The 19791-nt window shown below is 60.8% G+C and carries 21 protein-coding genes; 5 read left to right on the top strand and 16 right to left on the bottom strand.

Annotated elements, in window-relative coordinates; genetic code table 11:
• Positions 1–111: 111 nt before the first annotated feature.
• From hemC to ACKFRT_RS09605, 3 genes are all read right to left on the bottom strand, one after another.
• Positions 112–1203 carry a hydroxymethylbilane synthase gene (gene hemC, locus ACKFRT_RS09615; protein ID WP_408925134.1) on the bottom strand — a complete coding sequence of 364 codons (1092 nt, stop codon included), beginning with the start codon at positions 1201–1203 and terminating at the stop codon, positions 112–114.
• 8 nt (positions 1204–1211) lie between these two features.
• Positions 1212–2708 carry a glutamyl-tRNA reductase gene (locus tag ACKFRT_RS09610; protein WP_408925133.1) on the bottom strand — a complete coding sequence of 499 codons (1497 nt, stop codon included), beginning with the start codon at positions 2706–2708 and terminating at the stop codon, positions 1212–1214.
• A 180-nt stretch (positions 2709–2888) separates the two neighbouring features.
• Positions 2889–3200, bottom strand: coding sequence for a glutaredoxin family protein (locus ACKFRT_RS09605; protein WP_408925132.1), 312 nt, complete (start codon positions 3198–3200; stop codon positions 2889–2891).
• 107 nt (positions 3201–3307) lie between these two features.
• Between ACKFRT_RS09605 and ACKFRT_RS09600 the strand changes: the two genes are divergently transcribed.
• Entirely contained in the window at positions 3308–4585 is a 1278-nt protein-coding gene (locus ACKFRT_RS09600; protein WP_408925131.1) for an HAD family hydrolase, read from the top strand.
• Positions 4586–4698: 113 nt separating this feature from the next.
• Here the strand turns inward: ACKFRT_RS09600 and ACKFRT_RS09595 are convergent, their stop codons facing one another.
• The 5 genes from ACKFRT_RS09595 to ACKFRT_RS09575 form a co-directional block, all read right to left on the bottom strand.
• Positions 4699–4800, bottom strand: a complete 102-nt coding sequence (locus tag ACKFRT_RS09595; protein WP_003855542.1) for a 30S ribosomal protein bS22 — start codon at positions 4798–4800, stop codon at positions 4699–4701.
• A gap of 332 nt (positions 4801–5132) precedes the next feature.
• Positions 5133–5333, bottom strand: a complete 201-nt coding sequence (locus tag ACKFRT_RS09590; RefSeq protein WP_005292138.1) for a helix-turn-helix domain-containing protein — start codon at positions 5331–5333, stop codon at positions 5133–5135.
• Between the two features lie 325 nt (positions 5334–5658).
• Positions 5659–6525 (bottom strand): pyrroline-5-carboxylate reductase, encoded by an 867-nt coding sequence (gene proC, locus ACKFRT_RS09585; RefSeq protein WP_408925130.1) that lies wholly within the window; start codon positions 6523–6525, stop codon positions 5659–5661.
• 121 nt (positions 6526–6646) lie between these two features.
• On the bottom strand, positions 6647–7561 hold the full coding sequence (locus ACKFRT_RS09580; protein ID WP_408925129.1) for a hypothetical protein: 915 nt from the start codon (positions 7559–7561) through the stop codon (positions 6647–6649).
• A gap of 176 nt (positions 7562–7737) precedes the next feature.
• Entirely contained in the window at positions 7738–8673 is a 936-nt protein-coding gene (locus tag ACKFRT_RS09575; protein ID WP_408925128.1) for a Ppx/GppA family phosphatase, read from the bottom strand.
• 141 nt (positions 8674–8814) lie between these two features.
• Between ACKFRT_RS09575 and ACKFRT_RS09570 the strand changes: the two genes are divergently transcribed.
• Complete coding sequence (locus tag ACKFRT_RS09570) at positions 8815–9687, top strand: hypothetical protein (protein WP_408926098.1); 873 nt, start codon at positions 8815–8817, stop codon at positions 9685–9687.
• Here ACKFRT_RS09570 and ACKFRT_RS09565 read toward each other — a convergent pair.
• From ACKFRT_RS09565 to mshA, 7 genes are all read right to left on the bottom strand, one after another.
• The gene (locus tag ACKFRT_RS09565) at positions 9684–10376 is read right to left on the bottom strand and encodes a response regulator transcription factor (protein ID WP_296215371.1); all 693 of its coding nucleotides are present in this window, start codon (positions 10374–10376) and stop codon (positions 9684–9686) included. The two genes, ACKFRT_RS09570 and ACKFRT_RS09565, sit on opposite strands and share 4 nt — an antisense overlap.
• 136 nt (positions 10377–10512) lie before the next feature.
• A complete protein-coding gene (locus ACKFRT_RS09560; RefSeq protein WP_408925127.1) occupies positions 10513–11853 on the bottom strand; it encodes a sensor histidine kinase in 1341 nt (446 codons plus the stop codon).
• 18 nt (positions 11854–11871) lie between these two features.
• Entirely contained in the window at positions 11872–12636 is a 765-nt protein-coding gene (locus ACKFRT_RS09555; protein WP_296215376.1) for a phosphoglyceromutase, read from the bottom strand.
• Between the two features lie 64 nt (positions 12637–12700).
• Complete coding sequence (locus ACKFRT_RS09550) at positions 12701–13357, bottom strand: YbjN domain-containing protein (RefSeq protein WP_408925126.1); 657 nt, start codon at positions 13355–13357, stop codon at positions 12701–12703.
• Between the two features lie 62 nt (positions 13358–13419).
• Positions 13420–13599: a hypothetical protein gene (locus tag ACKFRT_RS09545; RefSeq protein ID WP_293790822.1), complete on the bottom strand. Its 180-nt coding sequence runs from the start codon at positions 13597–13599 to the stop codon at positions 13420–13422.
• Between the two features lie 73 nt (positions 13600–13672).
• Positions 13673–14137 (bottom strand): hypothetical protein, encoded by a 465-nt coding sequence (locus ACKFRT_RS09540; protein WP_408925125.1) that lies wholly within the window; start codon positions 14135–14137, stop codon positions 13673–13675.
• A gap of 111 nt (positions 14138–14248) precedes the next feature.
• Complete coding sequence (gene mshA, locus ACKFRT_RS09535; RefSeq protein ID WP_408925124.1) at positions 14249–15508, bottom strand: D-inositol-3-phosphate glycosyltransferase; 1260 nt, start codon at positions 15506–15508, stop codon at positions 14249–14251.
• Between the two features lie 160 nt (positions 15509–15668).
• Here mshA and ACKFRT_RS09530 point away from each other — a divergent pair, with 160 nt between their 5' ends.
• Positions 15669–17402 (top strand): long-chain-fatty-acid--CoA ligase, encoded by a 1734-nt coding sequence (locus ACKFRT_RS09530; RefSeq protein ID WP_408925123.1) that lies wholly within the window; start codon positions 15669–15671, stop codon positions 17400–17402.
• 31 nt (positions 17403–17433) lie between these two features.
• Here the strand turns inward: ACKFRT_RS09530 and ACKFRT_RS09525 are convergent, their stop codons facing one another.
• Positions 17434–17721 carry a YdeI/OmpD-associated family protein gene (locus ACKFRT_RS09525; protein WP_408925122.1) on the bottom strand — a complete coding sequence of 96 codons (288 nt, stop codon included), beginning with the start codon at positions 17719–17721 and terminating at the stop codon, positions 17434–17436.
• Positions 17722–18209: 488 nt separating this feature from the next.
• Here ACKFRT_RS09525 and ACKFRT_RS09520 point away from each other — a divergent pair, with 488 nt between their 5' ends.
• A complete protein-coding gene (locus ACKFRT_RS09520) occupies positions 18210–19451 on the top strand; it encodes an alkane 1-monooxygenase (protein WP_408925121.1) in 1242 nt (413 codons plus the stop codon).
• Complete coding sequence (locus ACKFRT_RS09515) at positions 19448–19753, top strand: hypothetical protein (RefSeq protein WP_408925120.1); 306 nt, start codon at positions 19448–19450, stop codon at positions 19751–19753. The genes ACKFRT_RS09520 and ACKFRT_RS09515 overlap by 4 nt, the downstream gene beginning before the upstream one ends.
• Positions 19754–19791 lie beyond the last annotated feature (38 nt).

Genomic DNA, 19791 nt, shown 5'->3' with positions numbered 1-19791 from the left:
CTTTAAAAATTTTTTTCACTGGCCGTGCGCCTGCAGCTTAAGGGAGCTACGGCAGTGTGCCGGTGTTGTGTGAGGGCGGGGGGCGCCGTAGAGGAGCCCCGAAGAAAACAGCTAATCGGCCTCAGCCACTAACTCGGCGGCACCGTCCGCGAGCAACGCTCTGCCTATGCCGGCGCCTAGAGCTCTGGCGGCATCTATGTACTCGCGCCATTGCGGCTCCTCGGCGGCGGGGAAACCCTCGTCCGACGTCGGGTCCGAAATACCGAAAGTGGCCTCGCTGACCTGCACCAGTTTGCGGGAGCCGTCCATGGCAAACACGCCGCCGAACACGCGCAGAACATGCTGTGTGGCTTGTGGCGCACCGGTTGACACACTTGCCTCCGCGCTGTCTGTCGCGCCTAAAGAGCCTTCCGGCTCTACCCACAGCGAGTACGCGGCAACCGGGGCGGTACAACCAGCCTCCAGGGTGGAAAGCACAGCGCGTTCTGCGACAGCGGCCATGTGGCTGGGCAGGTGGTCCAGGTGGCGAACTGCTCGCCAGGCGGCCTCGTCGTCGGCACGAACCTCCACGCTGAGCGCGCCCTGCGCGGGTGCGGGCATGATCGTGGACGGGTCGATCGACTCGGCGGCGCGGTCCAGCTGGCCCACGCGCTCCAGCCCGGCGCGGGCCAAAACGACCGCGTCCAGATCCTTTTCCGTGCGCCCCATGCGGGTATCAATGTTGCCGCGCAGAGGCAGCAGCTCCAGGTCTGGGCGCACTGCACGAATCTGGGAGACGCGGCGCGGGGCGGACGTACCGACCTTAGCGCCCTGCGGCAGCTCCAGTAGGGTCTCGCTGTTGCGGCTGACCAGCACTTCGCGCGGGTCCACGCGACGTGGGACGACAGTGCAGAAACGCGGGTCCGGGGCGGTCGGCAAGTCCTTGAAGGAGTGCACGGCCACGTCGCACTCACCAGACTCGAGCGCCTTGCGCAGCGTCTCTGTGAATACCCCCACGCCGATCTGCGCCACCGGGGTCTGCGCCGCCTGCGAGGCATCGCCCGGCGTCTGAACGATGTGCAGCTCCGCTTCAAATCCGGCGGTGAGCATACCCGCACGGACGTGGCTGGTCTGCGTCGTAGCCAGGGCGGACCGGCGCGTACCGATCAGAAACGTACGAGCGTCCTCTGCAGCTGAGGTGTTCTTGTTGGACGTATTAGACATGGAAAGTCTTATGCCTCCTTCGCTACCTGACTAATGCGAGCCGTGCTTGGAATTTGATCGGCGCGGGCAGAAGTGCCCCCAGCATTGCCTCCAGCAATACCCGCGGTCTGGGCCGGTCCTGCATTAGCCTGCCCCGGCTGTGTTACCGATTCCACCATCCCGTTGGGAAGGTTGAACAGTGCCGCCAGCGCATCCGGGTAGCTGACGTGTTGGCCATCAGCGGAAAGCTTCTTCGCCTGCACCGTCGGGGTGTGCAACAGCTTGTCCACCACACGCTTCATCGACTTAGCCACTGCCGCGCGGTCGGCCTCCGACATGTCGGGGGTCAGGCGTTCCAGTGCCATCAGTTCTTCGGCCATCACCTCGCCGGCCTTCTTGCGCAAGGCCTTGACGGTGGGCACCACAGACTGCGCCCGCTGCTGTTCCAAGAAGCTCTGCAGCTCATCGGCCACAATCACGCGCGCCGGTTCCTCATCCGGCGACCTATCGCCGGCCATCGTGGTGAGTTCCTCTATGTTCAGCAACTTCACGCCGTCGATGTCCGCCGCGGAGCGCTCGATGTCTGCGGGCATCGACAGGTCAATCAGCACCTTTGTACCCCTACCGGCGCTGCCGCTCACAGCATCGCGCACGGCCTGCTCGCCGACCACGGTGCCCACCGCGCCGGTTGCAGAGACCACAATGTCCACCGCCGCCAAGCAGTCTGCCACCCCATCCAGCGGCACGGCGGAGGCATCCACTCCCGCCTCGCGCGCGTGGCTCACCAGGTTCTCCGCCCGCGACAGCGTGCGGTTCGCCACGGTCACGTGGTCGATGCCCAGCTTGCCCAGGTGGGTGGAAGCCAGGGATGCCATCGCCCCCGCACCAATGATCAGTGCCCGGTGGCCGGCGAGGGGGTGGGACGAAGGGGCGTCATCAACCACAGCAGAAAGAGCACGGCCGGGCTCTATGTAGCGCAGCGCCTGGCCCACCGCGAACGACACCATGGAGGCCCCCGCCGAATCGATAGCAGTCTCGGAGTGCACGCGCTTGCCCGTCCGCAGGGCGCGTTGAGTGAGGTCGTGCAACGTGCGCCCGACCGTGCCCGTCTCGTTCGCCGACTGGTAGGCACTGCGCAGCTGGCCGATGATCTGCTGTTCGCCAATGACCATCGAATCCAGGCCAGAGGCAACCTTCAGCATGTGCTCCGCAGCAGAGTCCGCGTAGTGCACATAAAGGTGCGGCTCGAGGTCCGCCGCCTGCAGGCCGGAGAACTGCGCGACCGTATCCACAATGTGATCCAGCCCGGAGTGAAAAGCATTGGCGACGGTATAAAACTCCATGCGGTTGCAGGTAGATAACACTAGCGACTCAGAGATCACGTCGTTATCAACCAGTGACAGCTGCAGCTTGGGCAGATCCGCATCAGCCACCGTCGCCTGCTCCAGCATGGCCACCGGAGCCGAGTGGAAAGACAGTCCAACCAGCAACACCGAAGCGGAACCAGTCCGGGTGTTACTACTCATACGTCTTCATGCCTCCTGCGGGGATCACTTGGGGTGGCGGGCGCGCGGGGCTCACTCCCAAGTTGTTACGAGTGTCTACGGTAGCCCTTAACCCACCCCGTTGCCAAAACGAGTTCGCACAGCTGATATATGGGCTCCACTCCCCCCACTCACAGTGTTGCTCTAGCCGCTCTAGTCTCTCTAGCTGCTCTGGCCGTTCTGCTCGAGCGCCGCGATCAGCTCCTCGTCGTCGATTTCCCAACACGCGACTTCCTCGTCGTCGACGAGCACCACGGGGACGCGATCGCCGAACTCTAGTGCCAATTCTTCTTTTTCTTTGGCGACGCCACCACGGTCCAGCTCAATCACTTCCACCGTTGTGCCGAAACGCTGCGCGATGGGCAAGATTTGCTGAAGCACCCGCGCGCAGGAGCCACATGTCGAGCGGCTGATTAGCTGCACTCGCGCGGGCTGGTGTGGTTCTTGATCTGCGGGAAAACTGTCGGAGCTCACGAGCACCCATGCTACTCGCCAGCAGGGGCAGCACTAAAGCACAACTAAAGCTGTGCGGCAGCTATTTGAGGGGACCTGCGGTGCGCTTTCAGGGTAACTTTATCTATGTGAACGAAGCGCCTGATCTAGAATCTCTAGAACCGACCGACCACCCCGATCCGGCTCCGCGCCGGAATTCGGGCTGGCATACGGGCTGGCGCGATTTCAGCAGCGAGTGGCGTGGATACCTGCGCGCACTCACGCTGACTACGCAAGCCTTCCTGCGGGAACTCCGTGACGAACGTCTGGCGAGGGGCCACCAGGAAAAACCCGTTGTCGATTCTGCAGAGCCAGCGGCGGAGCAGGAGGCGGGGACGGCAGCCGAAGAATCGGATGCGCCCCTGCCCCGCCGGGAACATCCGAACGACTCGGCACACAACCTGCAGATCGGCTACGGCATCGGCGCCCCACAAGCACTGTGGGAGCTATCGGAGGTGCAGCTGGATCAGCTGGCAGAGAGCTACGAGATCGAAGGCGACCAGCTGCGTACTGGTTTGGCGAACCTAGAGGGCGCCGGTATCGCCGCGCAGCGTCCCCGGCACCTGGACCACCACGACCCCTCAATTCCGCAGGATGCGGGTGCGGGCGCGTTTTTCGATGTGGATAACACGCTGATAAAGGGTGCCTCTATCCTGTTGTTCGCCCGGGGGCTGGCGAAGCGGCGCTTCTTTACGGTACAGCAGCTGGTGGGCTTTATATGGGTACAGATGAAGTTCCGCATGCTGGGCAAAGAAAGCGCCGACGACATTTCCAGTGGCCGCGAGCAGGCACTCGCCCTGGTGAAGGGGCGCAAAGAATCCGAGGTTATCGAGATGGCTCGGGAGATCTGGGCGGCGACGATCTCGGAGCGGATTTTCCCGGATACTAAGGAACTGGCGGACATGCACATCCAGGCTGGTCAGCAGGTGTGGCTGGTGACGGCCTCGCCGGTGCAGCTGGCGCAGATCATCGCGAAGGAGCTGGGTTTCACCGGCGCGCTGGGCACGGTGGCCGAAGTGAAGGACGGGCGGTTCACCGGGCGCATGGTCGGCGATCTGCTACACGGGAATGAAAAGAAACACGCGGTAATCGCCCTGGCGAATTACGAGCGGCTGGATCTAGAGCGCTGCACCGCGTACTCGGATTCCGTCAACGACCTGCCGATGTTGTCCACCGTCGGCACGGCTGTGGCGATCAACCCGGATTCCAAGCTGCGCAAGGCGGCGACGGAGCGCGGCTGGGAAGTGCGCGACTACCGCCGGATGCGCCGCGTACTGCGGCGTTGGGGCGGGGTGCGAATGGCCGCAGGGGTTAGTTTGCTGGGGCTTGCCGGTAGTGCGGGAGTGTGGGCGCGGAAGCGGCGTTAGAGTCACTCGCCGGGGAACCTGCTGAACCCCCGGCAGTGCACGCAAAAACCCACCGAGGCCACGCCCTTTCGAGGGGGCTCCTGCGGTGGGTTTCTTTTATATGCGGCAGCGGGCTACTTACCGAGCTTCCTACGCTGAACGCGGGTCCGGCGCAGCATCTTACGGTGCTTCTTCTTGGACATGCGCTTGCGGCGCTTCTTGATGACAGAACCCATGGGGTAAGCCTCGTTTCTCTCGGTTAGCTATCTCTTAAAATTAAAGGTCTGCTCCCCCACTGCCGGACCTTTTACGGCAGTAGAGGATATGTGCCCTCGGATGTACGCGGCCTGCCGCAATGGGCTGCTGCGCAAGAGTTGTTCACATCCGTAGACACGAATGCCCCACAGTTTAGCGCCCACTGCCCTAGAGAAACAAAAATCCCCCATCACCGGGCAGACGGCCGCAGCCGCCTGGCACCGAAAATGGGGGACTATTTGTGTCTTGCCTGTACCGGCTAAACCCTCGCTTTCCGCGGCGCGGGGCACGCGGGACAGCGGAATTTAACCGACTAGCCGGTCTGACCGGGGTTGTACTCGGAAGCTCCGAGGTACGCCTCGACAGCGGATCCACGTACGCGGAAGTTGCGGCCGACCTGTACGGCGGGCAGCTCCTCGGAGTGGATCAGACGGTAAACAGTCATCTTCGACACGCGCATGAGATCAGCGACCTCTGCGACGGTCAGAAATGTTCCATTTTCGGTGTTAGCCATAGATCATCACTTTCTTTTGCGCTCTCATGCGCTGCAGGCTTCCCCTCCTGCAGGACGTCACACGTGATCGCTCGCGAACCATCATAACGTGAAACATGTGAATAATGTGCAACAAGGGGGACTGTTGAGGGAGGATTGCCCCGAGTGGTTTACACGACTCGGGGTGCCACAAACTCACACTTGTTACCAGCCGTGGCCGGGTTAAACAGGCGTGACCTGTGTTAAACAGATATGCCTAAAAAGATCACTGGGATCGATCGGCGAGGGGGTGGGATTAGCCCCATTTGGGCGGGGCACGCTGCCGTGCGAGCGCCCCCCGCACAACCTAATCGTCGTTATTGGCCGCCGTCGCGCCTGGCTTCGGTGCGCCCAGTTCCTCCGAACGCTCCTTACATGCCTCCATAGCACGGAAGAACGCTCCACGGATGCCAGACTCTTCCAGCTCACGGAGAGCGGCGGCGGTGGTGCCGCCGGGGCTGGTGACCTTAGTACGCAGAACAGACGGCGTATCTCCGCCTTCTGCGAGGTTCTGGGACATCATGGTGGCCGCGCCCTGGACGTTGGCGATAGCCAGTTTCTCGGCCAGCGGACGGGCTAGTCCCAGCTGTACGGCGGACTCAATCATGGCTTCCACAACCAGGAAGATGTATGCCGGGCCAGAACCGGAGACGGCGGTGACTGCGTCCAGCTCCTTTTCCTTAACAATGACGGCCTCGCCGACCTTGGACATGATGTCCTGAACCGTGTTCAGCTGGTCCGCCTCGGCAAAGCGACCACCGGCGATGCCGATTGCGCCCTGGCCGACCAGCATGGGGGTGTTCGGCATGGTGCGCACAACGGTGGTTCCTGCGGGCAGCGCGGATTCCATGGTGTTGATGGTCACGCCGGCGGCCAGCGAAACCACGATCGTGTCCTGCGAGTTGCCGTCTAGCACCTCCGCCACTTCGTCCAGCACGATCGGGACGATGTTTGGCTTCACGCAGATGAACAGGATATCGGTGCCCTCAGCGGCCTCACGCCCCTCCTGGGCGGTGACCATGCCGTACTTATCCTTCAGCTCATCCAGTCGCTCCTGCGACGGGTCCGCCACAATAATCTTTTTCGCGTCTGCGGCATCCTTTGTGTCCGCAATTATTCCGGCGAGCAGAGCCTCGCCGATGTTTCCTCCGCCAATAATTCCAATTTGAGTCATACAACCCAGCGTGCCAGGGTTGGCGACTTCCTGCTACCCCATCCCTCGTTTCGCGCCGCCCCCACCGGCGCGCGCCTCCCCTACCGCTCCCCGGTTTCGAAGACCGGGCATTAAACGGCTTTTACAGCCCCTGCACCAAACGCGGCCCGATCGTTAGCACCAGGCCAACGATGGCGGCGAGAATCATCAGCAGCTTGTCGCGATGGCGCAGCAGCGCGTGCACCAGGCCTACCAGCAGCAGCGTCACGGCAATCGCCAGCACCAGCGCCAGAACCGCCGGGGCCTTTGCCCACACCAGGCTAAAGCCGAAGAACACGCCCACACCCACGGCGATCGCCAGGATCGCCTGAAGGATCATCATGGGCCAGGAGATCGTGTCGTCCTCGTACTCGACAACCTCGCCATCCTCGAGGGATTCCTCCAGCTCCGCGAACTGTGCGTGCTCGTCGCTGGTGACGGGCGAATCGTCCGCGGTGTCTGCCGTGACCTCTGGCTGAGCGTCAGCCTTTTCAGCGGCATCCACCTCAGCCACCTTGGTGGCTCCACCCTGTGGCTCCGCCTCGGGCTTCTCGGCCACCTTCCCGCGAGCGACATCGCCAAAGGTCGACTTTGCAGCCTTGTCGGCGGGTGCGGTCTGTTCTGCCTTGACGGGCTGGGCCGGCTCAGGCTTGGTTGCGGCAGGTTCGGTCGCCTCAGGGGTCTTAACCTCAGCGGGCTTAGCCTCGGCGTCCTTGGTGGCGGCAAGCTGGCCAGTCTTCTCTTCCGGGCGCTCTGGGGTGCGGCTGACGGAACGCTGTTCCTGCTCCGGCTTCGGAGCGGTCGGCTTACCCTCAGACGCGCTCTCGGCCGTACTCTTAGTCGGGGTATCGGCATCGTCATTGGTCTGGACGACTGGGATGGAACCCGTCAGCTCGGCAACGGACACGCCGCCCTTTTCCAAGTTGCGGTGACGACGTCGACGCCGGCCAGTGTCGGCAGAACTGGTTTCGCGCCCATTACGGGCGAGAAGTTCGGCGACTGTCAGCTTCTCACTCATCCATTGATCCCATCACTTGATCACTCGCGGTGCATTCCGGCGCAGATTCACGCACTGTCAGCGATCCCCGTAGCCGTCCTGCCCTCGAGTGTCACTTTAAACATATGTCTTCAAATAGCGTACTTTACTCCCCCGCGCCTGGGTGGAAGCAACTGGCACTTCCACCCCACAACTCCCTAATTCAGCTCCGAACTGTGGTCGAGCTGGCGAAAGATCACGCCCTCGCGCAGCGCCCACGGGCACATATGCAGAACCTCAATGTCCAGCTTGCGCATCGTCGCCTCGGCGACCAGCGCACCGGCCACCACCTGGTGAGATCGCTCCGCGCTCACGCCTTCCAGCTCCGCGCGGTCGGCAGCGGTCATGCGGGAAATAAAGGCAATCAACTGTCGCAGGCCGGCCTGGGTCAGGGTGCGTTTCACCCGCGGACCGGCCGACGACGGCGCCGCGCCCGTCAGGCGCGCCAGCATCCTAAAGGTCTTGGAGGTTCCCACGGCCAGGTCAATATCGCCGGAATCCAGCAGCTTTTCCACCGGATCCTGCAGCTCCTCGTCAATAAATTCCCGCAGCTCGGCGATCTTCTTCTTCGACGGTGGATCGGTATCGAACCACTCACGGGTCAGGCGGCCCGCGCCCAGGTTCACGCTGCAGGCGACATCCGGATCCTCGTTCATACCGATGGACATCTCCAGCGAACCGCCACCGATATCTAGGTCGCAGATGCGTCCGGCGGACCAGCCGTACCAGCGGCGCACGGCCAGGAACGTCAGCCGCGCCTCGTCGTCCCCCGAGAGGATGCGCAGGCGCACACCGGTTTCTTTCTCGACCTTATCCAGCACCTTCTCAGAATTCTCCGCCGAGCGAATCGCGGAGGTAGCAAAAGACAGCATGGCCTCGCAGCGGAACTGCTCGGACATCTCCTTCGCCAAGGCAACTCCGTTGAGCAGCTTTTCCTGCCCCTTGTCGTTGATGGCTCCCTTCTTGTCCAGGTACTCCACCAAACGCATGGGGGTTTTCCAATTGCTCATTGGGGTCGGCGGTCCGCCGCGCTGTGCATCGACGACCACCAGATGAACAGTATTGCTTCCTACGTCAAGCACACCTAATCGCACGCCTTCCAGCCTAATGCGTCTACGGTGGAACGCGTGAATGAAACGTCTGCGGAGATCGAATCAGGAGCGTCGAACGGCGGTCTGGCCACCGGCTATCCGGAGGGCACGCCCGCCGATTTATCCATCCGTGCGGGCCGCGAAATGCCTGCCGATCATGCTCGCGAATGGTTGGAGTTCATCGACCCGGCTGATTCCGAGCACATCATCCAGGTGGACCTCACGTGGTTGCTGTCCACGTACCGTTGCCGGTTTGGCACCGAAGCGTGTTTGGGTATCGACGCCGAAAATCCGGACGTCGGCTGTTGCACCCACGGTGCATTTCTCACCGATGACGACGACCGCGCGACCCTGCGGAACGTCGCGGAGAAGCTCACAGCGGAAGACTGGCAGAACCGTCCCGCTGAAATGGAAGAATGGGAGGCGACGGGGCGTCATAAAAAACACAGCGACTACAGCAGCGACGACGAGAACACAGACGAAATCGAGCCATGGCTCGAATGGGACGAGCTTGAAAACGACGAGGGCGATATGGAGCCCGCGCTAAAAACCGTAACGACAAACGGAGCCTGCATCTTCGCCAACCGCGAAGGCTTTCCAGCTGGTCGCGGCTGCGCGCTGCATGCTTGGGCACTGCGCAACGACGTGGAGCTGACGTCCGCGAAGCCCGAAGTGTGCTGGCAGGTGCCGCTGCGGCGCCTCGAGGACTGGGAAACGCGCCCCGATGGGGTGGAGATGCTGCGCACGACCGTTACCGAATACAACCGGCGCGGGTGGGGCGACGGTGGCGAGGACTTCGACTGGTACTGCTCCTCGGATCCGAACTGTCACGCTGGTAGCGAGGCACTGTGGCGCACCGGGCGCGAAGAGCTGACGGAGCTGATCGGCGAAGAGGCCTACGAGGTACTGGCGGCGCACTGTGCACAGCGGGAGCAGATGGCGAAGGTATCCCCGAGCGGGTTCCCCCTACTGTCGATCCACCCGGCGACGGTCGAAGCACGGCGGCGCGGGATCTAAGCCTCGAACTTGTAACCCAAGCCGCGGACGGTAACCAGGATCTCTGGGCGGGAAGGGTTCCGCTCGATCTTGGAGCGCAGGCGCTTGATATGCACATCCAGGGTCTTGGTATCACCGACGTAATCGGCACCCCATACGCGGTCGATCAGCTGGCCACGGGTGAGCACGCGGCCGCTGTTGCGCATCAGGTATTCGAGCAGGTCGAACTCCTTAAGCGGCATCGGAACCTTCTGGCCATCGACGGTGACGATGTGGCGCTCGACATCCATCATCACACGGTCTTCCTGCAGCACCATGCCGTCCTCGGCTGGAGTTTCGACCTCTACCTCGCCGCCCCGGCGCAGAACCGCGCGGATGCGAGCAATCAGCTCGCGGGCAAAGTAGGGCTTGGTCACATAGTCATCGGCGCCGAGCTCGAGGCCGACGACCTTGTCGATTTCGCTGTCACGGGCGGTGACCATAATCACCGGCACGCTGGAGGTCTGTCGCAGCTGGCGGCACACCTCCGTGCCGGACATGCCGGGCAACATCAGATCCAGCAGGACAATATCGATATCCTCCGCGGCGAGGGTATCCAGCGCAGTTGGACCGTCCGGGGCCATAAAGACCTCGAAGCCTTCCTTCTTCAGCAGAAACGCAAGAGGTTCTGCCAAAGACTGCTCGTCTTCGACAATCAAAACGCTCGTCACAGCTGCCCAATACCTTTCAAAAAATTCTTAAAGCTTTACAGCTACAGAAACCATCGTAACGCCCCAAGGGATTAAGGGCGTAGCAACCCTCAATACACCCTGTTCATCGGGGGATCACCAAACGCTAACCCGCCGGTCATTCTGCGGCGTGGGGCGGGGTGGTACGCGGCGCTGCGGTATCCGGAGCAGTGGCATCCAGCGGGGTGGCGCCATGCGTGCCGTCCTTACCTGCGGCGTACGCCTTCCCCGCGTTATCCAGGCGTTGCGCGTCCGGGATCACTGGGATCTCACCGCTCGGCAGCTCCTTTGCCTTCCCTTCCTGGAAGCGCGGTAGTTCCAGGGTGAAGGTCGAGCCGGTGCCCAGCCGGGACCACAACGAAACGCTGCCACCGTGGTTGGCCATCACGTGTTTCACGATCGCCAGCCCCAGACCCGTGCCGCCCGTATCGCGAGAGCGGGCTTTGTCCACACGGAAGAACCGCTCGAACACGCGCTTCTGGTCGTCTTGGGAAATGCCAATGCCCCGGTCGGTCACACGGATAATCACCGTATCGCTGTGCACCTCGCGGGAGATGGACACGGACGACCCTTCCGGCGAGTAGTTGATCGCGTTGGTCAACAGGTTGGACACACTGGTGACCAACAACCCCTTATCGCCTTTCACCATCGCCGACGAGCGAGAGTCTTTCACCAACTCGATGTTCCGCGCCTCGGCAGCCAGTCGACAGCGGTCAATCGCCTCCTCGATAACCTTGTCGATACTCAGCACGTCCAGGTCGGGCAGCGATTCTGCCCCCTGCAGCTTCGACAAACTAATCAGCTCGGTAATCATCTGGTTCATGCGACGCACCTCAATGATCAGCTTCGAGCCGAAGTACTCCACTGCTTCCTCGTCGTCGCGCACCGACATGAGGGTTTCCACTAGCAAAGAGATCGCCCCCACCGGGGTCTTGAGCTCGTGGGAGACGTTGGCCACGAAGTCGCGGCGAGCCGATTCCATGCGCACGGTCTCGGAATTGTCGGTGGCGTACACCACGGCGAAGCGGTCATCCGCCAAGGACAGCAGCTGCACCTGTCCGGCCACAGCAATAACGGGCCGGTTGCTGCGCCGTGGCGGCGGCAGGAAGTTCAGCTCGCGAGGTTCTTGGTCGGCAAAGACCCGCTCAACCATCCTCCACGCCTCAACGTTGAGGTTCCGTTCGTGCACCAACCCGAGCTCGTGGGCACGGGGGTTAGACAGCACCACATTGCGCTTGCGGTCCACCACCGCCACCGCATCGGGTGAAGACTGGATGGCAAAGTGCAGAACCTGCGCGACCGTAGAAACGCGGTTACCCTCGAGCTCCCGTTGGGTGCGTGCGTTGCGCTGCGCCTGCACTCGTTTGCGGTACACCCACATCCCGAGTGCCCCTAGGCACACGCCGACGATCAGCCCAATGAGTAGCCCGAGGGCAACCCCAGAGGTTAAGAATCCCAAAACTTGACTGAGTCCGGTTTACTTAGCCTGACCCTGTGCGGCGACTGCGGCAGCGCCAGCTGCTGCGGCCTCGGGGTCCAGGTAGTCACCGCCCTGGTTCAGGACCTTTCCGTTCGCATCGATACGGTAAACCAGCGGAATACCCGTCGGGATGTTCAGACCCGCGATGTCCTCGTCGGAAATGTTGTCCAGGTGCTTAACCAGCGCACGCAGGGAGTTGCCGTGGGCGGCCACCAGCACGGTCTCGCCGTTCTTGACGCGCGGCTCGATTTCTTCCTCATAGTACGGAATGAAGCGCTTGACAACATCCAGCAGGCACTCGGTGGCCGGGACCTCGGGCAGGTCTGCGTAGCGCGGGTCGTTGGTCTGTGCGTACTCGTTGTCAGCGTCGATGGCCGGCGGCGGAGTGTCGTAGGAGCGGCGCCATGCCATGAACTGCTCTTCGCCGTACTTGTCCTTAGTCTCTGCCTTGTTCAGACCCTGCAGCGCGCCGTAGTGGCGCTCGTTCAGGCGCCAATCGCGCACAACGGGGATCCAGTGGCGATCCGCCGCGTCGAGGGCGATGTTTGCGGTGGTGATGGCGCGGCGCAGCAGGGAGGTGTACAGGATGGTCGGCTCCAGGCCGGCTTCCTTAATCATCTCGCCGCCGCGAACTGCCTCTTCGCGGCCCTTGTCAGTCAGTCGTACGTCCACCCAGCCGGTGAACTGGTTGGAGGCGTTCCATTCACTCTGACCGTGACGCAGCAGAATCAGATTTCCGTGGGAATTATTTTGCTCGCTCATACTTCCAATTCTGCCATGTTGTCCGCCCATGCGCCCCTGGTTTAGGCAGCACCGCCCATTCTGTTTATTCTTCCGAGTCTGCTTTTGTTTCTTCCGCTTCGCCTTGGTCACTGCCGTCAGCTCCACCGCGCTCCGTACCGTCGCTGGCGCCGTCTAGGTCGGGGGTGCTGGGGCTCTTTGCTTCGGACGCCAACTTGGATCCCGGTGGCGGAGCCAACAACTGAACCTCCTGTTCCGAGGGCTTGAGGTGTGCAAATGCAGCGAGGTTCATCGTGGGTTCGCCGCGCGACAGGCGCCATGCCCACTCGTGGCGGATGGAGGACGCAAAACCGCGTTCCAAAATACGGTTGAAGTCCGCATCCGCCCTCTCCAGCACTTGGCCGAGGATCTGTTGAATTTCCTCACTACTTGCATTGTCCGAAAACTGGCCGACCAGATAAATGTCGTTGTTTCGATCCAGCGTGTAGTGCACTCCATAGCAGCGACGGTTGGCGTGCAGCAGAAGCTTGTATACCTCTTCCTGGCCTTCCTCCACGGCACGGCAGACAAAGGCCTCCACGCGGAACATGCCATCCTGCGGGATGAAGATGCAATTCGTCTTCAGGCGCTTTTCCCCCGGCAGTACAACTACGACATTGCCATCATTACCAGCCGGCCCTTCGGGGACGGTGTATTCAACTGCCGCTTCGTCCAGAAGTTCACAAATCCTTGTGCGATCCATACGCACCAAACTACATTTCCCCTTGCCCCGGCGCAGGTAGCTTCAGTCTTTATCCAAGGAAGTTATTCCCCGCGCTGGGAAAGCGCGCTCCACTTCCACCAGAACCAAGCAGCAAAAGCACTTAGCAGAACGGGCACCCAGGTCATTGCATAGTCATGTGTCATGGCAGCAACGACCAATGTAAGCAATGCGATGATCGACATGACCACCGCTTTGAGTCGTTCAATTTTCAGGCGATCCATTACCGAAAAACTCCTGATTCAAGGTTTCCAACTACCTCTCCACGGTAACAACGAAACTATTATCTCAGCAAGACTAAAAACTGCGAATTTTCCTTAATAAAAGGTAAAGCAATAACGTTACTGAAACCATTAACTGAACGATACGCACCGCGGTAATCACAGGTAAATCCGCATGGAACGCCAGGTACGAAAAACTTACAAGACACACGCCCGCATAGAGCATCAAAATCAACCCAGCCTGCTCGCGCCGGTTCCGCAACTCCCTATACAGGTATACGGCAGAGAAACCCCAGGTAAGAGCGACCACAGTACGGAGGATGAGTGCTCCAAGGATCACGCCGCTTCGAATCTCTGGATCATCCACCCCTTCAAATGAGGAGGAGTGAGACGCAACAAAAGCATCTGCATAGCGGTGAAAGAATAGCCAACTACATAACAACGCAATAGTCGACAGTGATAATAGGATCGATACGAACCACAGTCCGATGCGTGCCAAGTCGAGCGATTCCTCATTTTCCCCGTAAACATTTCCAGGCATTCTTATTTATCTCCTAGATAGCTTTGAGAAAGTGTAATGAAACTATTCTTCCAATCCTTTTATGGAGATTAGCAGTTGTCCAGAGATGAGGTTTGTCTGGATGCTTGGCTTCTACCCAGCAGGCTGGCGCTCCCCACGGTGCCCCGCCGGCGGCAGCTCTACGTACAAGCCGTACAGAGCTTCCGCAGTTGCCTGCCAGGAGAATTTCGCAGCATGGCTAGGGGCATACTCCCCCATAGCGATCCGCAAGTCATCATCCATCACAAGCCTGCCCAAAGCATCCGCCCAGGCCTCCGTATCGTGCCCTTCCACCAAAAGGCCCGATTTCTCATCGTCCACTGCGATCGGCAAACCACCCGTCCGAGTGGCCACGACCGGTGTGCCGCACGCCTGCGCCTCCAGCGCCACCAGTCCGAAAGATTCGTTGTAGCTGGGCACCGCCACAATGTCGGCCGCCTGATACACACCCACCAGTTCCTCGGGCGGGCGCGGAGACAGGAAGCGTACCCAACGGCTGATCCCCAGCTCCTCGGCCAACAACTGCAGCCGCTCCAACTCGTTGCCGCCAGCCCCGGAAGATCCACCGCAGATCACCACGGCCACCTGCTGCTGGGGGTGCCGGCGCAGCAACTCCGCCACTGCCCGCAGTAGCACCTGCGGGCCCTTCAACCGCTGCAGCCGGCCGACGAACCCAATGACCTTCGCGCGGAAGGGAATGCCCAGCTCGCGGCGGGAACGCTCAGTCGCGCGATCCGATCCAGGCGTAAACCGGTTGACATCTGCGCCAGGCGGGACGACTTTAATAGCGCACGTTGTGGCGTCGTACCCCTCAATAAGATCCTGCACCTCCTGGTCCGTGTTGACGATCAACAAGTCCGCATTGTCCACAATCTGCTGCTCGCAGATGCGGCGCGATTCCGGCTCGCGCGAATCACCATCGGCCAAGGAGTTGTTCTTCACTGCCGCTAGCGTGTGCGCGGTATGCACCCAAGGGATTTGCCACAAATCGCGCAGCAGCCATCCGACCTGCCCGGAGAGCCAATAGTGCGAGTGGATCAGGTCGTAGGTCACCCCTTCCTCGCGGCAAAAAGCCAGGATCGACCCAGTAAACGCTGCCAGCTGCGTGGGCAGTTCTTCCTTTGATAACCCCTCGTAGGGGCCAGCCACGCAGTTAATCACCCGCAACCCCGGCCGAACATTGACCACTTCGCCCTGCAGTGGACGCGTTGCACGAGTAAATACATCGACGGTGACGCCCATACGTTCCAGCTGCTCAGCGGTATTTTTGACGTACACGTTCATCCCGCCCGCATCCCCCGTACCAGGCTGCTCGAGGGGTGAGGTGTGCATGGAGATCATAGCGACGCGCATACCGCCCCAGCTTAGACAGATTAGGGCGGAGCTGGGGGTGGTAGTGGCGTCAATAAATTTTGCTTAAATCCCCCAAAGAAAACAAGAAAGTTAGCTAGGGTGCCAAAGTAACGTGGATCACGTTTTTTAAAGACCGCTTCTACAGACCAAAGGGATGTACATGACTGATACCGAGCGCCCAGAAGGAACGGCCTGGAAGGACAAGCCCTACCTGAAGTACTACGCGGAGTGGACCCCGCACAGCCTGGAGTACACGGACGACACCATGGCTAAACTTCTCGACCGTACCGTCGCCGCCCACGCCACCGACGACATTCTGGATTTCTTCGGCCAGACCATGACCTACGCAGAATTCCTCAAGCAGGTCAATAGCATCGCCGCTGGTCTGCGCGAACTGGGCGTGCGTTCCGGCGACTGCGTGGCGGCAGCAATGCCGAACTGTCCGCAGCACTTGATGACCATCTTCGCAGCCCACAAGCTAGGCGCCGTAGTGGCCGAGCACAACCCGCTGTACACCGCCCGCGAGCTGGAAGGACCGTGCAAGGATCACGGCGCGAAGGTCGTGGTGGTGTGGGACAAGATCGCCCCGCTATTCCAGAAGCTGTCGCGCACCACGCCGATCGAGAAGGTCGTAAGCGTGAACATGATCGAGGCCATGCCACTGGTGAAGCGTCTGGCACTGAAGCTGCCGATCAAATCGCTGAAGGAAAAGCGCGAGCAGTTGCATGGCGATGCTCCGGGCACAATTCCGTTCTCCCAGCTACAGAGCCCCAAGTTCGGCGGCGACGGCTCCGACATCCAGAATGATCCCGCGACGAACCAGAACTCCCCCGCGTTCATCCTGTTCACCTCCGGCACCACCGGCAAGCCGAAGGGCGCACAGCTTACGCACGGCAACATTATGTCCAACGTCGTCCAGGGCCAGTCGTGGATCAGCGGCATTGGCGAGCGCGGCCAGGAGCGGTTCCTGGCGGCGCTGCCACTGTTCCACATTTACGGGCTGACGCTGACCGCAGCGCTGGCCGTATCCACCGGCGGCAAGCTACTACTGTTGCCGAAGCCAGAAATCCCGCTGATCGTGGACCAGCTAAAGCGCGAGGTTCCCACCTATATGCCGGGCGTGCCGACTTTGTACGACAAGATCCTGGCGGCAGCCGAGGAGCACAACCTGGACCTAAGGGGCATCGCCAACGCGCTATCCGGCGCCGCTCCCCTGCCGGTACACACCACCCTGGAATGGGAGAAAAAGACTGGAGGCAAAATCGTCGAGGGATACGGCCTGACCGAGTCCGGGCCGATCCTTGTAGCAAACCCCGTCACCCCGGAGCGTCGCGCAGGCTACATTGGAGTTCCCTTCCCCGATACGGAGCTGCGCGTGGCTGATCCAGAGGACTTCAGCAAGACCATGCCGGACGGCGAGGCCGGTGAGCTGCTGGCCCGCGGCCGCCAGGTGTTCAACGGGTACATCAACATCCCGGACGAGGATCAGCCTTTCCACGAGGACTGGTTCTGCACCGGCGACATGGCAGTGATGGAGCCGGACGGCTTCATCAAGATTGTCTCGCGTATTAAGGAAATGATCATCACCGGCGGGTTTAACGTCTACCCGGCAGAGGTGGAGGAGTTCCTGGAGGAGCACGAGCAGATTCAGGATGCCGGCGTGATCGGCCTGCCGCAGGAAGACGGCTCCGAGGAGGTCGTCGCAGCAGTGGTCTTGGCGGACGGTGTGAGCGAGGCCGACTTCGACAAGGAGGCTGTGCGCGAGTGGGCTCGCGAGGGCCTAACCCGCTACAAGGTGCCGCGCCGCTACTTCATCATCGACGAGATGCCGACGGACCTGATCGGCAAGATCCGGCGCCGAGAGGTAAAGGAGCTAGTGCAGAAAATGCTGTAGCGGAGGCGTGAGGGCGCCCGCACAAAGCGTCCTAGGCGTGGCCGGTGCGCTCGCGGTGCTTGCACCCGGGCCAACAGCACGGGCGACACTTTCCCTCTTCCAGTTCTTCCCGGGTTCGGCGAATACGCCGGGCTCGGGTTTCGGCTTTCTTGGCGTCCGTGACCCAACAGATAAACTCGTTACGACCGAGCGGGGTGAGACTTTCCCACAGCTCGAGGGTGCGAGCATCGGCGCGAATGGCGGTGCCGAGATCTTCAGGCAGCGCGTGCACTACCCCGCCGGTGATACCTTCCCAGTTGAGCTGGGCAGATGCGACCATGGTTGCCCCCTTTCGCTGTCGTGTTGGAGCGCTTTCCTGTTGGAGCGCTGTCGTTTTGGAGCGCTGTCGTTTTAGAGCTCTGTCGTTTTAGAGCGCTGTCGGTTTGGAGCGCTGTCGTTTTAGAGCACTGCGAAAGGAAGCTACTGCCCTTCTAGCGGGGCGCCAAACGACACAATGTCGCTATTTCGGGAATGTGCTAAAGAAAACCATCACCACTTGAGCAAAAGCCCAGGTCAGAGCGTTGCGAAAAATGGGGCGCCTGCAGACTCGGCGGCACATTCCCGTTCTAGCGACATTTCCACACTCAGCACCACAAATAACCACACCTTCCCAGCGTGCCCGCCGCCCCCTAGCGGCAGCAATACCTCCATTCAACTATTGTTCGCAAAACAATACTGTAAGGTGGGTCACATATCTGCAGCAGGGTGCCACCTTCCCCTTCCGCAGAAGCACCGTCTACTAGGCACAGAAATGCAGGTGAGCCGACGATGACAACTACACAACACTCAACGCGCACATCCAACAAAGTTGGCAAAGGTTCCACCCACCCACATAGCCAAGTCGAAGGCCGACCGCCAGGATGGAAAGACTCCAAGAAATACGCCTGGACGTTCAGCCTGGTTCCAGCAGCCATTCCGCTCATCGTCTGGGGCGTGGCGTCGTGGCTCAAGGCAATTAACGGCCCCGAGCTACTTGTACACATCACCTGGTGGGCCGGCCCCATCGCGGTATTTATCCTGATCCCGCTAGCCGATGTAATCCTCGGCCGTGACGGGGAGAACGTTCCCGAGGAGTTCGTTCCCTGGTTGGAAGAAACGAAGTACTACCGCGTCGTTACTTACCTGTACTTCCCCATCATGCTGGCCAGCTTGATCGCCTGCTGCCACCTATGGACCAGCGGAGATCTTTCGATGGTGGATCGACTAGGTCTTGCGTGGTCGATGGGCATGAGCTCCGGTATCGGCATTGTTGCCGCGCACGAACTAGGCCACAAGAAAGGCAGCTTCGAACGCTGGATGGGCAAGATCACCCTCGCAATCCCCGCTTATGGTCACTTCTACATCGAGCACAACAAGGGGCACCACGTGAAGGTGGCCACCCCTGAAGATCCTGTTAGCTCCCGCATGGGCGAGAACGTCTACACCTACCTCCTCCGATCCATTCCCCACCAGATTCCGCGCGCTTGGAACATCGAGAAAAAGCGCCTAGCGCGTAAGGGAAAGTCCCAGTTCAGCCTAGGAAATGAGGTGTTGAACGCCTGGCTGGTCACACTCGTTGTGTGGGGCGGGCTCTTCTTTGCCTTCGGCATCTATATCCTGCCGTGGATGCTTGTCCAGGCAGTACTAGGAATTGCGTTGCTGGAATTCGTTAACTACCTCGAACATTATGGACTTCTCCGCCAAATGCAGCCCGACGGCCGCTATGAGCGCTGCACCCCGGAGCACTCCTGGAACTCCGACAACCTGACGACCAATATTTTCCTCTACCAGTTGCAGCGTCACTCGGATCACCATGCGAACCCAACCCGCAGGTATCAGTCACTGCGGTCGGACGTGAAGGCCCCTGAGTTGCCTGCTGGTTACGCAACGATGATCGCCCTCGCCTCGATTCCGCCGCTGTGGTTCAAGGTCATGGATAGCAGGCTGATGAAGCACTATAACTACGACGTTTCTAAGGCGAATGTCTTCCCCGGCAAGGAAGAGCAGCTGGCTGCGAGGTGGCAGCGATGAGTACGGTCACTTCACCCAGCACGCACATCACTCCGCCCAATCCGACCGTGCACTACACGCTCAGCGGTATCGGCACTGCCATTGGCATATTCTTCCTGCTGCTCGCCTCACTAGGGGTGCTTGGTGTGCCGGGCTTGGCCAACGTTGTGCCGTGGCCGCTGTTAATCAGCCTGTTCTTCCTTATCCCAGGGATTGCTGGTCTGTGGCGAGGCCCCGGCCAGCCGTCGACCTACGAAATCCCCCGCCCGAAGCAGCGCAAGTTCACCGACAAAAACCGTGCGGCGAACTCTGCTTCTTCCTAGTGACGCCCTTAGTTCCCGCACCAACAGCCCCTAACCTA

This window comes from Corynebacterium jamesii, assembly GCF_046097395.1.
Lineage (GTDB): Bacteria > Actinomycetota > Actinomycetes > Mycobacteriales > Mycobacteriaceae > Corynebacterium.
Note: the sequence above shows the minus strand (reverse complement) of the source record. Positions and strands in the feature narration are given on the sequence as shown.

Coding starts and splice junctions, on each gene's coding strand:
- hemC (WP_408925134.1), bottom strand. CDS start 1,203: ATGTCTAATACGTCCAACAAGAACACCTCAGCTGCAGAGGACGCTCGT.
- ACKFRT_RS09610 (WP_408925133.1), bottom strand. CDS start 2,708: ATGAGTAGTAACACCCGGACTGGTTCCGCTTCGGTGTTGCTGGTTGGA.
- ACKFRT_RS09595 (WP_003855542.1), bottom strand. CDS start 4,800: ATGGGTTCTGTCATCAAGAAGCGCCGCAAGCGCATGTCCAAGAAGAAG.
- ACKFRT_RS09590 (WP_005292138.1), bottom strand. CDS start 5,333: ATGGCTAACACCGAAAATGGAACATTTCTGACCGTCGCAGAGGTCGCT.
- proC (WP_408925130.1), bottom strand. CDS start 6,525: ATGACTCAAATTGGAATTATTGGCGGAGGAAACATCGGCGAGGCTCTG.
- ACKFRT_RS09580 (WP_408925129.1), bottom strand. CDS start 7,561: ATGAGTGAGAAGCTGACAGTCGCCGAACTTCTCGCCCGTAATGGGCGC.
- ACKFRT_RS09570 (WP_408926098.1), top strand. CDS start 8,815: ATGCCTGCCGATCATGCTCGCGAATGGTTGGAGTTCATCGACCCGGCT.
- ACKFRT_RS09555 (WP_296215376.1), bottom strand. CDS start 12,636: ATGAGCGAGCAAAATAATTCCCACGGAAATCTGATTCTGCTGCGTCAC.
- ACKFRT_RS09550 (WP_408925126.1), bottom strand. CDS start 13,357: ATGGATCGCACAAGGATTTGTGAACTTCTGGACGAAGCGGCAGTTGAA.
- ACKFRT_RS09545 (WP_293790822.1), bottom strand. CDS start 13,599: ATGGATCGCCTGAAAATTGAACGACTCAAAGCGGTGGTCATGTCGATC.
- ACKFRT_RS09540 (WP_408925125.1), bottom strand. CDS start 14,137: ATGCCTGGAAATGTTTACGGGGAAAATGAGGAATCGCTCGACTTGGCA.
- mshA (WP_408925124.1), bottom strand. CDS start 15,508: ATGCGCGTCGCTATGATCTCCATGCACACCTCACCCCTCGAGCAGCCT.
- ACKFRT_RS09530 (WP_408925123.1), top strand. CDS start 15,669: ATGACTGATACCGAGCGCCCAGAAGGAACGGCCTGGAAGGACAAGCCC.
- ACKFRT_RS09525 (WP_408925122.1), bottom strand. CDS start 17,721: ATGGTCGCATCTGCCCAGCTCAACTGGGAAGGTATCACCGGCGGGGTA.
- ACKFRT_RS09520 (WP_408925121.1), top strand. CDS start 18,210: ATGACAACTACACAACACTCAACGCGCACATCCAACAAAGTTGGCAAA.
- ACKFRT_RS09515 (WP_408925120.1), top strand. CDS start 19,448: ATGAGTACGGTCACTTCACCCAGCACGCACATCACTCCGCCCAATCCG.